The sequence below is a fragment of the Sphingobacterium pedocola genome, from assembly GCF_015209965.1.
GTDB lineage: Bacteria > Bacteroidota > Bacteroidia > Sphingobacteriales > Sphingobacteriaceae > Sphingobacterium > Sphingobacterium pedocola.
Window position 1 is genome coordinate 374,753 of sequence record NZ_MU158691.1, and the last position, 12,681, is coordinate 387,433.

The 12,681-nt window shown below is 40.2% G+C and carries 14 protein-coding genes and 1 tRNA gene; 6 read left to right on the plus strand and 9 right to left on the minus strand.

Annotated features, from left to right (window positions below):
* Positions 1-25 precede the first annotated feature (25 nt).
* A complete protein-coding gene (locus C4F40_RS17500) occupies positions 26-325 on the plus strand; it encodes a hypothetical protein (protein WP_136821131.1) in 300 nt (99 codons plus the stop codon).
* 69 nt (positions 326-394) lie between these two features.
* Here C4F40_RS17500 and C4F40_RS17505 read toward each other — a convergent pair whose 3' ends face one another.
* The 4 genes from C4F40_RS17505 to C4F40_RS17520 all read right to left on the minus strand — a co-directional run bounded on the left by C4F40_RS17505 (position 395) and on the right by C4F40_RS17520 (position 4,142).
* Positions 395-1,711, minus strand: a complete 1,317-nt coding sequence (locus C4F40_RS17505; RefSeq protein ID WP_231390112.1) for a S41 family peptidase — start codon at positions 1,709-1,711, stop codon at positions 395-397.
* Positions 1,712-2,007: 296 nt separating this feature from the next.
* Complete coding sequence (locus C4F40_RS17510; protein WP_196940713.1) at positions 2,008-2,325, minus strand: hypothetical protein; 318 nt, start codon at positions 2,323-2,325, stop codon at positions 2,008-2,010.
* Between the two features lie 23 nt (positions 2,326-2,348).
* Positions 2,349-2,864 (minus strand): DUF421 domain-containing protein, encoded by a 516-nt coding sequence (locus C4F40_RS17515; RefSeq protein WP_196940714.1) that lies wholly within the window; start codon positions 2,862-2,864, stop codon positions 2,349-2,351.
* A gap of 171 nt (positions 2,865-3,035) precedes the next feature.
* A complete protein-coding gene (locus C4F40_RS17520; RefSeq protein WP_196940715.1) occupies positions 3,036-4,142 on the minus strand; it encodes a glycoside hydrolase family 88/105 protein in 1,107 nt (368 codons plus the stop codon).
* Positions 4,143-4,401: 259 nt separating this feature from the next.
* On the opposite strand from C4F40_RS17520, the gene C4F40_RS17525 reads away from it, so the two are divergent.
* The 4 genes from C4F40_RS17525 (at position 4,402) to C4F40_RS17540 (ending at position 9,304) form a co-directional block, all read left to right on the plus strand.
* Positions 4,402-5,214, plus strand: a complete 813-nt coding sequence (locus tag C4F40_RS17525) for a hypothetical protein (RefSeq protein ID WP_196940716.1) — start codon at positions 4,402-4,404, stop codon at positions 5,212-5,214.
* Positions 5,211-5,978: a methyltransferase domain-containing protein gene (locus C4F40_RS17530; RefSeq protein ID WP_196940717.1), complete on the plus strand. Its 768-nt coding sequence runs from the start codon at positions 5,211-5,213 to the stop codon at positions 5,976-5,978. The genes C4F40_RS17525 and C4F40_RS17530 overlap by 4 nt, the downstream gene beginning before the upstream one ends.
* A 10-nt stretch (positions 5,979-5,988) precedes the next feature.
* Positions 5,989-8,139 carry a sensor histidine kinase gene (locus tag C4F40_RS17535; protein ID WP_196940718.1) on the plus strand — a complete coding sequence of 717 codons (2,151 nt, stop codon included), beginning with the start codon at positions 5,989-5,991 and terminating at the stop codon, positions 8,137-8,139.
* Between the two features lie 91 nt (positions 8,140-8,230).
* Positions 8,231-9,304 carry an ATP-binding response regulator gene (locus C4F40_RS17540; RefSeq protein WP_231390113.1) on the plus strand — a complete coding sequence of 358 codons (1,074 nt, stop codon included), beginning with the start codon at positions 8,231-8,233 and terminating at the stop codon, positions 9,302-9,304.
* Positions 9,305-9,324: 20 nt separating this feature from the next.
* On the opposite strand, the gene C4F40_RS17545 is transcribed toward C4F40_RS17540, so the two are convergent.
* The gene (locus C4F40_RS17545) at positions 9,325-9,795 is read right to left on the minus strand and encodes a response regulator (protein ID WP_196940720.1); all 471 of its coding nucleotides are present in this window, start codon (positions 9,793-9,795) and stop codon (positions 9,325-9,327) included.
* A gap of 231 nt (positions 9,796-10,026) precedes the next feature.
* On the opposite strand from C4F40_RS17545, the gene C4F40_RS17550 reads away from it, so the two are divergent.
* The gene (locus C4F40_RS17550) at positions 10,027-10,530 is read left to right on the plus strand and encodes a DinB family protein (RefSeq protein WP_196940721.1); all 504 of its coding nucleotides are present in this window, start codon (positions 10,027-10,029) and stop codon (positions 10,528-10,530) included.
* Positions 10,531-10,568: 38 nt separating this feature from the next.
* On the opposite strand, the gene C4F40_RS17555 is transcribed toward C4F40_RS17550, so the two are convergent.
* The 4 genes from C4F40_RS17555 to rplI form a co-directional block, all read right to left on the minus strand.
* Positions 10,569-11,135: a porin family protein gene (locus C4F40_RS17555; RefSeq protein WP_196940722.1), complete on the minus strand. Its 567-nt coding sequence runs from the start codon at positions 11,133-11,135 to the stop codon at positions 10,569-10,571.
* Between the two features lie 157 nt (positions 11,136-11,292).
* Positions 11,293-11,365 (minus strand) — tRNA-Lys (locus tag C4F40_RS17560).
* A gap of 398 nt (positions 11,366-11,763) precedes the next feature.
* On the minus strand, positions 11,764-12,072 hold the full coding sequence (locus C4F40_RS17565) for a hypothetical protein (RefSeq protein ID WP_196940723.1): 309 nt from the start codon (positions 12,070-12,072) through the stop codon (positions 11,764-11,766).
* Between the two features lie 163 nt (positions 12,073-12,235).
* The gene (gene rplI / locus C4F40_RS17570) at positions 12,236-12,679 is read right to left on the minus strand and encodes a 50S ribosomal protein L9 (protein WP_196940724.1); all 444 of its coding nucleotides are present in this window, start codon (positions 12,677-12,679) and stop codon (positions 12,236-12,238) included.
* Positions 12,680-12,681: the final 2 nt, after the last annotated feature.

Sequence of the window (12,681 nt, forward strand, 5' to 3'; positions counted from 1 at the left end):
CGAGGTCGATATATAATAACTACCTATGAAAGGCATCAGTAAGAAAGATCACGATATTCTTTGTGCGAAGTTTGCGCAAATTGCATTTCTGAAGGCAGGTGATACTTCCAGCGAAGCTGCTGCAAATGGCTTATCTGCGCTACGCGAAAAATACCAGGAATATGAGTCGCTAATCGATTCATTAAGAGAATGTATTGCCGGATATGATGAGCTAAACAAAGAACTTCGTGCTGAAATTCTGGTGCCGGCACTGCGCGAAAAGCGTAAAGCTGCTCGATACAGCACAAACGATTTCGAGTCAACTTCTCTTCTTACAGCTGGATAGGGGGGGCTAAAGAAAGTGTGTCTCATGTTTGCCTTTGACAAACATGAGACACACTTTCTTTTTTGTAAGCTAATTTTTAAAATCAATCTCGATAGGCTTGGCTTCATAAGGAGCAGACTGAAACTGCAAAGTAGCTGCTGTAGGTAATGCTGTCGGAAGGTCGGACATACGCTGCAGGCGAAGTGTTCTCTTACTGCCCAAAAACGTTAACGCATCGGCAATTAGTGCATCCCGTTTGTCTCCAAATGGGTATAAAGGTAAAGTAGCATACTCCACGACGGATCGCTGCGGTAAAAGGCCCTTGCTATATTCTCCCTCGTTATTTGCATTGTATATTTTGTACACCAAAGGCAAGATATGCCAGCTCGCTTCGGATCCGATAACGGATGCAGGGCTTGTCAAGGTCGTACTCGCCATATCCTTGCCGTAGGTGCCTTCGCCAATATGGATTACGCTGATATAGGGTTTCAGGTTGTTAATCAACATCTCGGCAGCAGAAGCAGTATGACCAGTCCCCAAAACTACAAGACGGCTAAGTCCGAGTCCACTCTCGCGTATGGCACTGCCGGAGAAACTGTAGCCATCGGGTTGCCGACCCAGTGTTTCGCCAAAGGTTTCCTGTAATTGATTCAGATGGCGATTGCCTTTGTAGTTTGCAAAAATATCGGTAGGACTTACATCTGCGAGGGCCAAAGCCGTGAAAGCGGCGAACGCCACACTTCCTCCGCTGTTGTAACGGAGGTCTAAGATCAGATCCCGAACACCGCTGCTACGCATATCACCGACCACTTTTAGCAATTCGTACGCGCCCGAAAAATCAAATGTACTTAAGAACAGGTAGGCGATCTTTTGATCTGCATCCAGTAGAAAATTGTGGTACGGGTACACCACAGGCTGAGAGATGTAAGATGCGGGAAGCGTATAGGTAGAACCATCGGCCAAAGTAAGTGCTAAGCTGGGATTTTTAAGTGCCTGCTGTGTCAAGACCGGTAGGTCGGCAGTAAGAAGTGGTGTCCCGTTGATGCTATGTACCGTATCACCACGCTGAAGCGCCAGTTTCGCGCCTTCACTTCCGGGAACTATATGGCTTAGTAAAGATATTGATCCTGTAGGGCGCTCAACCTGAAGAAAATCGATACCGAAGGTGTTCAATAAGGTATTACCATATGTTTCGGCTTGTCGGGTTTGCATAATAGCCGAGAACCGGTCTTCTTTTACTAATAACGACTGAAAATAGGCTGTAGGCGCCAGATCTAGATTTTGGCGCGATGGGAGGGAGGAAGACCAGTAATAATACCATTCCATTTGCTCCCTAATCCATGTATTGACTGCACCATCCGATCCGATAGGGAAACTGGGTTCGTCTTTGGCGCAGGAAATCCCCATGCAGATGCAAAAAAAGAGAACTGAACTGTGTGGTAACGTTCTGAATTTCATTTGGATAAGGTACGAAACGGGTGTAAATTTACCGTTAATCGTATGTGAAGTTTTTGAAGACCGTTTACAGTGATTCTTAGACAAAGGTTAACGAAGTAGAGGTAACAAAACTTTCGTGATCCATTGAATCACCAACAGGCATGAAAGTTCTTGATGGCCTTTGAGAATAGACACTTTCAGAAAAAAATAGCTCTTGTATTACGAAGAGCTATTTTTATAAAACTAATATGTAAGCTTCTGCGATCTTATACCGTATCTTCCCCGGCTTGAATGGTTTTTGTTAAAGCATCCAAGAGCGCTTCTTTATAGTTGGTGAAATTTATCTGACGGTCTTCCTCTTCACCTACTTTAAGTAATCTTTTGTGCTCTTTAACCTGTTGCAATTCGTTCAGATAAAGTTCATTGAACATTTCTGGCGCTTTGTTTTTTAGGATCCGTACAGTATGTGAGTACTGTTCGTATATGTCTGAAATGATCGCCAAACTTTTATCATCATAGTTCTGGAGGCTTGTAATTTTTTCTGCCAGCTTCTCCAGCTTTTTTCGCTCTTTTGTGTATGCCATATTACGACAAAGATACAGTTTTTTTATTGTTCCTTAAACTCGTCTAGCGTGGTAGGCGGAAAGCCACTTTCTTTTTTTATCACGCTAAACGTACCGTTGATTTCCATGACCACTGCCCGCACATCACTTACCTGTTCTAACCGGTAGCTGCGTATCTCGGCAAGGATCTCTCCTTCGGTAATACGCTCCCTTTTCATTGCTTCCTCCATAAATTTACCATTGTAATATAGCAACGTGGGACTATGGTTTACGACTTTTTCGATCTTTTCGGATCGTTGTGCGAGGTAGGCGATAAGATATTGCAACGAGATAATCAATAGTACTGCCACAGCTCCATCTACTACCGGGACTTTGTTAAGTAGCATTGATGATAAGGTAGACCCCAATGTGACCGTAACCACAAAATCAAAAGCATTCATCTTGGCCAGGGTACGTTTGCCCATAAGTCGGATAATGAACATAAGGGCAAAATAAGAGATGATGGTCGCTATTATCACTTTTGTCAAGTGCTTGCCATCGCTGAAAAATAGATCTTCCATATCTGTTTTTTTCTTAATAGGTGCATATAACTAACAAGTACAGACATGATATGTTTACAAGGCAGTAGCCATAGCGTGCGGATGTGGTGTTAAAGTTCTATAAAAAAGCCCAATCTTTCGATTGAGCTTTACACTTATGAACGGTTGAGGAGATGTAGTCGATATTGTTGCTTACTTTTCCAGAAGGGCATTGACGCACCAAAGATAGGGCGCTTGGCCATGGTAGTCGCCGGTTCTGCGTGGGCGGTCATAATAGTATTGTTTGTCGTTCTTTTTATTCGTTCCGACACAAACTTCCGAAACCGCACCTTTGTCATTGACGTAAGGAACTAAAGCCATCCAGGCTTTACGTGCCGCTGGACCATATTCGTTGGCGTCTAGCCATCCTTGTTTAACCCCTGTGATAAAGGCATAGGCAAACATAGCCGAACCGGATGTTTCGGCCCAGGAATCAGCTTCATCGATCAATTGGTTCCACATGCCGCTTTCTGTCTGATATTTTTTGAGACTTTTCATCATGGTGTGGTAGCCTTCCATGATACGGGAGCGGTCTTTATGGTTTTTGGGTAAATAGCGAAGTAATTCTGTCACCCCTGCAGCCATCCAACCGTTACCTCTTAACCAGTAGAAGGGAACATCAGGAGCATGATAGAAAAGCCCATTCGGGCGCTGTAACTCATCTAGATAAAGTACCATTTCTTTCGCGGCCCGATCTAGATATTTGATATCCTTGGTTACTTTATAGGCTTGTGTCTGCACGATGGTAATCATGTACATGTCATCGATCCAAAGGCGTGTTTGCCAGGTGTATCCTTTATTTGCCCATTCTTTTTCTTCGGGTTTTGCATTACCGGGTACTTCCCACTGTGTATCGGCATAAGGCATACCCAAGTCATAGTATCTTTTTTCTTTGGTGACTTGGTAGAATGCTAAAGGTAGGCTGCCAAACATATTTAAATCAACATGATTCTTAATGGGCAGCAGCGCTTTCTCGGTAGTAAATAGGGGTTCAAATTTATTTTGTAGAACTTTAATGAACTTTTTGTCTTTTGTAAGTGCCGCAAATTTAAGGGCGCCGCTCCAGTAAAATGTTTCGGGATAACTGATCCATTTGCCGGCATGGAGCGCATGCTTTGCATCTTCAAAGCGGTATGCGATCAGTTTCCCGACTTCTTCGGGGGTATATCCTTTCGGGAAATTCGTCAATTCACTTTTCTGTGCAAGCACGAATTGAAATGGAATAAGGAGCAGAAGTGTAATTAGTTTTTTATGTATCATATTTTTTTGTATACTGATTTTACGATTGGTATGCATTTCCTATATGTTATAATGGTATAGGCAAAGTTGAGGAATGCATATTGAAAAATAGTGTGCTTTTTGTTCAAAAAATTTTCAAATTGTATCAATACGCATCATACGCTAGAATCTTTCGACTATTTCAAGGGTAAACGATGGCTTTTATTTACTTCAATAGTTGAAACCTTCGGTTTTTATTGATTAGTTTTGTGTTTCAATCAAGTATTTTATAAACATTAACGTGGCATTAATATTTAAAGACGGACGCCCGGTGGTAAGGTTAAGGGCCTTTCGTGCGATCGATGATCCTAAAGCTTGTGAACGTTTTATAGAGGGGCATGCGCACGTCTTAACAGCAATAGGTGTAAAAAAGGTTACATCATCCAAAAATGATTGGATGTATAATCCTGCGGCTTTTGTGTTGATCGTGGAGTCGTTGGATGGTGAGAAGGTATATGGAGGGGTGCGTATACACGTGTCGGGGGGAAGCGAACCTCTTCCGATAGAAGAGGCAACCGGACACATGGATCCAGATGTGTATGAGTTGGTTCATAAATACGCAAAGGAAGGGACGGGCGAAGGCTGTGGTTTATGGAACTCTCGTGAAATCGCCGGTTATGGAATTGGTAGTATTTTTTTGACCAGAGCTGGTGCCGCAATCAGTTCGCAAATAGGTATTAAATCATTATTTGCGTTGTGTGCCCCTTACACCGTAAAGTTGGCGGAAAGTGTTGGATACCGAATTGATAGGAGCGTCGGAAATGATGGTACCTTTTATTATCCGAAGCTTGATTTATTAGCAACGGTGATGATTATGAAAAATCTGGACACATTGACCGAGGCTGATGACGAGAATAAAGAAGCGATCTTATCCCTTCGCGGAAATTCTAATATCGTCCGCATAGAGACGCTACGAAACAAAGAAATTGAAATTCACTATCAGATAGATATTCCGCATCTTGATCGGTGGAATCTTAAAGAAATTATTGATAACTTGAAGTATAGTACATTAGATGATCTTTCATCGGATGTACGCAATCTAAATATATTATGACAGATGCTAAACACTATGGTGCCGGTTATTTGACAGATACCGGCGATTTCCTCAAACAGTTGAAAGTTCATTCTTATGCACCGTTTTCCAATACCAAAGAAGGTGTTGTAGTCGATTTAGGTTGTGGAACCGGCATGGACGCTATACTTATCGCTGATATGTTAGGGGATGTGGTGCGTGTTGTAGGAATTGATCATGATCCCCTAATGATTGAACAGGCAAGGATAGCAACTGGCGCGAGGACAAACATCAATTTTATAAGTGGAGAAGTGTATAAGCTTGACTTTGAAGATAATGGGATCGCGGGTGTGCGTATGGAACGTGTGGTACAGCATTTATCCCAACCCGCTACGATGTTTCAGGAAGTGTATCGTGTTTTGCGCCCGGGTCATCCAGTGGTTATTGTGGAAACAATCTGGAATAGCCTTAATCTGTATAGTGGACACGTTGAATTGGAACAAAGACTTCGGGATTACCTTACGGATCAAAAAGTGAACAACGGTTGGGCAGGTAATAAACTGACGAAGGATCTGGCGTCAAATGGTTTTCAGGAAATTCGATTAGAAACGTATTGTATGGTTGTTCGCTCGAAGGAAGAAGCTAATCGGTATCTTTTTTTGAATCGAATAATTGCAGAGATGGTCGAAAAGGAGATACTAAGTGATGAAGAGGCTGCTGATTTTACAAGTTCTTTGGAACGTGCGGATGAGGGGGGCTATTTTACGTGTTCAATGAATTTAGTTCTCGCGAAAGCAATCAAGTAACATCACCGACATGAGATTGTGCTTGATCCTGTTATGTTTTTTTGTTTTTGCCGGGAACTTACAAACCTATGCAGAAGTAATTATTAACGGGCCTATCCAACGGCTCTCTGTTGGGAAAAGTCTATCGCTTTATTCGGGGCCCGAGGGCGCATCGTTTTCTGATGTGTCTTCATCCAAAGATTTTATTCTCTTGGATAGTGATGTGCCTAATTTGGGGACATCCAACACTGATAAATGGCTTCGTTTGCCGATTACGAATGAAAACGAGGATATTAATGTCTTGCTCGAAATAGCATATCCACTACTGGACGAAGTTGAACTATTTTTGCCTGATGTGTCGGGTGGTTATAAATCTATTAAGCTTGGAGAGCATCAGGTTTTTTCAAAAAGACCGTACCAGATTCCTAATTATGTCTTTGATATTCATATGCCGGCGCATACGACCCAAGTCTTTTACCTCCGCGTCAAAAGTACAGAGCAAATTATCGTGCCCATACATATAAGTAGCAAACTTGCTGTGATGTTGCAAGCGAATAAAGATAACCTCGTTAGTGGTATTTACATGGGTATTGTATTGATCATGGCGATTTACAATCTTTTTTTATTCTTTTCAGTTAAAGAAAGAGGATATCTGTATTATGTCCTATACGTTGTTTTTGCGGGAATTACACAAATGGGCATAGAAGGGTATAGTTTTCAGTATTTATGGCCGAATTGGCCGAATTTTGCGACAACAGGGCCGATACTGTTTGGAAGTTTATCTGGCCTAGCTGCGCTTTTATTCGCTGATGCATTTCTTCAATTGAGAAAGAATGCAAACAGTTTGAGATGGGTATTTAAGGTGTTCATTGTTTTCTTTATTGCCACGTCGCTGATGGCTTGGTTTAATTGGAAGCAAACAGCATTTCTCTGCATGCAGTTGACTACGGGCATTGCTTCCCTTTTTGTATTATATGTCTCATACCGTGTCATGATAAATGGGTATAAACCTGCGAGATACTTTGTGTTTGGTTGGACAATACTCCTTCTCGGCTCAGTTGTTTTTCTTTTAAAAGATTACGGAATATTGGAATATAACGATTTCACAAGTAATGCTGTACAGATAGCATCAGTCATTGAAATGGCATTGCTCTCTTTTGGTTTGGCTTATAGTATCAATATGCTAAAAGAAGAGAAGGAAGTGTCGCAAGCGCGAGAATTAGCCATTTCACTCGAAAATGAACGCCTAATACGTGAGCAGAACATCATATTGGAACAAAAGGTGGAGGAGCGAACCCGGGAGTTGACAGGCTCCAATGAATCGCTAAAAACTACATTAACCCATTTAAAGGAGACACAGTCACAACTGGTCGAAGCAGAGAAGATGGCATCTTTAGGACAACTTACGGCAGGTGTTGCCCATGAAATCAATAATCCGATAAACTTTGTAACATCTAACGTTGCACCGCTGAAACGTGATATTCAGATGATTTGGGACACGTTGGAGGAGGTAGAACGGGTAGCGCTGGCCGATGGCTTGTCTTTAAGTGAAAAGCAGGCGCACATAAATGTCTACAAAGAGGAAATGGATATAGCTTATCTCAGGACAGAGGTTGATTTTTTGCTCAAAGGCCTGCACGATGGTGCGCATAGGACGGCTGAGATTGTCAAGAGTTTACGTATCTTTTCGCGTGTGGATGAAGATACACTGAAATTTACCGATATTAATGAAGGACTGGAGTCTACGATGGTGATTCTGAGTAGTTTAGTGAAAGATAGTGTTCAGGTCGAAAAGAGTTATGGCAATTTGCCAAAAGTTGAGTGCCATGCTGGTAAACTTAATCAGGTGTTTCTGAATGTTTTGACTAACGCAGTGTATGCTGTTAATAAGAAATTTGAAACTAGAAAGGGCGGGAAACTAAGTATTGAAACGGGTATATATGAGGATGAATCATTTATTTATGTACGCATAGCCGATAACGGGATCGGTATTCCGCACGATATTCGTGACAAAGTTTTTGAACCATTTTTTACAACAAAAGACGTTGGAGAAGGTACGGGATTGGGAATGTCAATAGCCTATAATACTATTGCTAAGCACAATGGCAAGATTCTTATTAAATCTGAAGTGGGAGAAGGTACGGTTTTTACATTGATCATTCCGATCCAACAAAATATTTAAGAGAAGATAGGTTTTTATGTTGTTAAAAATCAGTAAATTCGTCATTCGACATAAAAGTTAATTATCCTGTTCGTAAGCCATGCAGAAAGAGGTGAAAATATTATATATTGATGATGAGGTAAACAATCTTATTGGCTTTAAAGCTAATTTCAGATATCGCTATGTAATTCATACCGCGTCAAGTACGGATGAAGCGCTGGAGATACTTGTCGCTAATCCGGATATTCGGGTTGTCTTTTGTGACCAGCGAATGCCAGATGAACTTGGAGTTGATTTTTTGAATCGGATCAAGAAAGATTTTCCAAGACCTATCCGTATCTTATTGACGGCATACGCAGATATGGAAACTGTAGTGGATGCAGTGAACAAGGGACATATATTTAGATTTGTTCGCAAACCTTGGTTGGAAGAAGAAATTATTTCATCTATTGAAGAAGCCGACAAGTTTTATATAACCAGTTCAATGTTGGACATAAAGAACAAGGAGTTACAAAAGGCTTATGATGAATTGGATAAATTTGCCTATAGTGTGAGTCATGATCTTCGAGATCCGCTTACCGGAGTCTTATCGGCCGTTAGGATTGCATTGGATTTTGATAAGATTGAAGGTGTTCACGAACTACTACAGCTGATGGAGGGTTCGCTCGTTAAACTAGATGCTTATATCGACAGCTTACGTGATTATTATTTGTTACGGAGAGGTGAATTAATGATGTCTGATATAGATTTTCATGTGCTTTTTGAAAATATAAGACAGTTTTATAAGATGTATATGCGGAATAATAATGTAACATTTGACATCAATGTGTATCAGATTGAAACGTTTAAGAGCGATAAGGCTATTCTCGAACTAATTTTGCATAATCTACTATCTAATGCTTTTAAATATCAGCAAAAGGGACATGAGGATCAAAAGGTTAATTTGTCGGTTACCGTTGTAAACGGCAGTGCTACAATAGAGGTCGCTGATACCGGAATAGGTATTTCTTCTGATCATATCGATGATATATTTAAATTGTTCTTTAGAGGGAGTGACCAAGCAAAAGGTATGGGATTCGGACTCTACAATGTCCAGAGTGCCTTACAAAAATTACAGGGTACGATCGATGTAAAATCACAACTTGCGAAAGGAACAACTTTTAAACTTGTCATCCCGAGTAAATAATTTATACGCCATATACAATACTAAGAAAGTAATTTTTGCCGAAGCAAAAATTCCAATTGCTCATTCGATAGTTCTAATTTTGAATAGGTCTCCAATAGTTTTTTTCGTTTCGCATAGACTTCATATGCACGCTGTATCGTTTCATCCAGCTCTTCTTCGCTCCAAGGTTTATTAAGGTAATGAAAAATTTTCCCTTTGTTTACCGCATCGATCACTGCCCCCATATCGGCATAACCGGTGAGGAGAATACGCATTGGTTCGGTATCAATCTTAATTACCTCTTCCAGAAATTCTACGCCGGTCATTTCAGGCATCCGTTGATCTGTTATAATAATCTCAATACGGTTTTCCTTTACAATATCTATGGCTTCGGAACCGCTTATAGCTGTATATACTTTATATTTTAGCCGAAATGTCGCTTTAAAAGAAACTAGATTATTCTCTTCGTCATCAACATATAATACGGTAATCTTGGTGTTTTTATTTTCCATTAGTTTCTTTTTTCTTAGATGTCGCAAATAAAAGAGAGATAATTAGCGAAGTTAGCAAAAGTCTTTTACATTCAAATAGTCGTTCAGCCAGCTTATCCTTTTTTATCTCATTTCCATACCTATACGTAAATAATCTTCTATGAGTTTTCGTTCGTTAACTCCTTAATGTAGTTAACTTGGAATCGCAAACGAAGTATCGTTGATCTTTGTTATCTTTAATAAAAAAATGATATGATACTGCAATACTTAATACAAGAATTCGAACATGAAGTAAACAGTACGCGTAAACTATTGAATGCAATTCCTGAAAAAGATCTCGGTTATAAACCTTCTGAAGTTTCCTGGACAATGGGTGAGCTCGCACAGCATATTGCCACGATTTATTATTGGTATGTAGGTGCATTCACGAAAGATGTTTACGATCTAGCTGCCGATCATCTTGAACGGGGTGATACGAATGATATCAACGCTACCTTGGCGCTTTTTGAAAGCAATGTTGAAAAAGCCAGGACTGCATTGCAATCGCTCACTGAGGAGCGATTGCAAGACAATTGGACCATGAAGGCTGGGGAACGGATTATTCTGGGCCCCATGCCGAGAGGAATAGTGGCGCGCGGTTTCCTTTTTAATCATATTTATCACCACCGTGGTGAAATGATTGTTTACCTGCGTGCTACGGGAAATAGGGTTCCAGGTTTGTATGGCCCTACATATGAAGATTCTAAAAAGGGCTAAGTCCGGATCGCGGAGGTGTGTTATAAAAATGATTGCCTTTAAAACTTATACCCAATGGATAGTCCGACTATTCGATTTCGGCTATCAAGTTCCTTGCTTGTTTTGTTGACAGACTGATTGTATCTAAGATCTACCGTAAACCGATTGATATCAGTTCCGATATTAAGGATACCATCATAGGTAAGCGTATTGAAATTTTTATTATTGGCAGCGTCGTTCTTTTTTAAATTGTAGTTTATCTGAGACCCTAACGAAGCTCTTAAACTCATTTGGTCGATCTCGACTATTTTATAACCCAATTGAATGGGTACATTCAATTCATAGAATGTCGGATCATAGTGTTTTTGCTGCAGGGTGTACGTCGATTTAAACATAGAGAATGTTAATTCTCCTTGGAGATAAAGCCTGTCAGAAGTACGGGCGAAGACTCCTGCCTGCATACCAAACTTCGCGTCAGAATTACTTACCGCTTTGTTGCCATAGCTTGGCATATTGTATAGAACGCCGGCTTTTACACCGTATTCCACGTCCTGTGCATTAGCATTGAGGTGTAAACCAAGGCATAAAGCTAAAATCATAGATCCGTACCTTGCTTGTTTTTTCATTGTTTTCATTTTTTGATGACGTTTGAGATTGAATGTTATACGATTACTTTTGATACTATGACAATGGATTCCGGATTTACCCTTGTTCTCATCCCAGCCCTTCTGTTCGAATCTTGCGGGCACAAAAAAAGCCCAATCTTTCGATTGAGCTTTCTTGTGATCCCGCTGGGATTCGAACCCAGGACCCATACATTAAAAGTGTATTGCTCTACCAGCTGAGCTACGGAATCCTAATTCTGTGGTGAATTATCCTTCATTGTTTGAAGTGATGCAAAGGTAGGGATTTTCCTTTTATGTGCAAATAAAAATTCACTTTTTTTGAACGGATAGACTGAACTTTCTCATTTTAAAAAGGTTAAATTTTAAGTTTTGCAGCGTTGTAAAACAATGACACGGTGCTTAACGCTTAACAACAAAAAAAAATAACATGGATTTGGACATTTAGAATTGTTGAGATAGCAAAATGGTATCATATTTAATTGGTTATTAATGAAATTTTAAACTATCTGGAGAAGATTATTAAACTTATTAGGATATAACGCATTAGGCATTGGAGCGTTGGCAGCCAGGGCTGCTGCTATTTAGTAGGGCATTGGTAAATGCTTAAGTGTAGGCTTCCTTTTGTGTTTTAATCTTTTCTTATATATTCTCTATCTTCATCTGATAGGTTGGATGGGGAATACGGGTGATCCTCCAGTGGAGTCGGTGAGACGTGTGTGTGGGGATTTGTTACCCCGTATTCTTTCGGATGTGCCTTTTTACGACGGAAGATTATCCCGCCTGTAATTACGCCTATTAAAAAAAATACACCAATGATCAATAACTTGGATGTACGGATATCGCCAAAAAACCAAAATGAACTTTCTTCTTTATTGTTAAATAAAACGATTGCTACGATTGCTAGCAATACAGCTACTATAATGGTTTTTGGTTTCATATGTATATAATTATTGTCGTCAGCCCGCCCGCCCGCTAGGGATGGACAAACTCGTTATTCTACAAACTTAGCTAACTTGTGGTTTTTTTACAAGTATTAGTTTTATTAAAAAAGGAGACAACTTACGTTGTCTCCTTTTTTAATAATGTTAAGGCTAATAGAATTATTCGCCTACTACTTCGAAAGGAACTTGAACTTTCACTTCTTTGTGTAAGTTTAAGTTTGCTACGTATTCGCCAAGAGTTTTAGGCTCTTCTTCGAACGTAATACGACGGCGATCTACTTCATAACCTTGAGCTTTCAACGCATCTGCAATTTGGATGCTGTTTACTTTACCAAAGATTTTTCCAGATTCACCCGCTTTAGCACCGATAGAAAGTTTAATGCTCTCTAATTTGGCAGCTAACTCTGTAGCATCTTTTTTGATTTTATCTTGTTTGAACTGAGCTTGCTTGATGTTCTCAGCTAACACCTTTTTTGCTGATGATGTTGCTAATGTAGCAAATCCTTGAGGAATAAGGTAGTTGCGACCGTAACCCGGTTTTACTACTACGATATCGTCTTTCTCGCCAAGGTGTTTAACATCTTGTTTTAATATAACTTCCATTA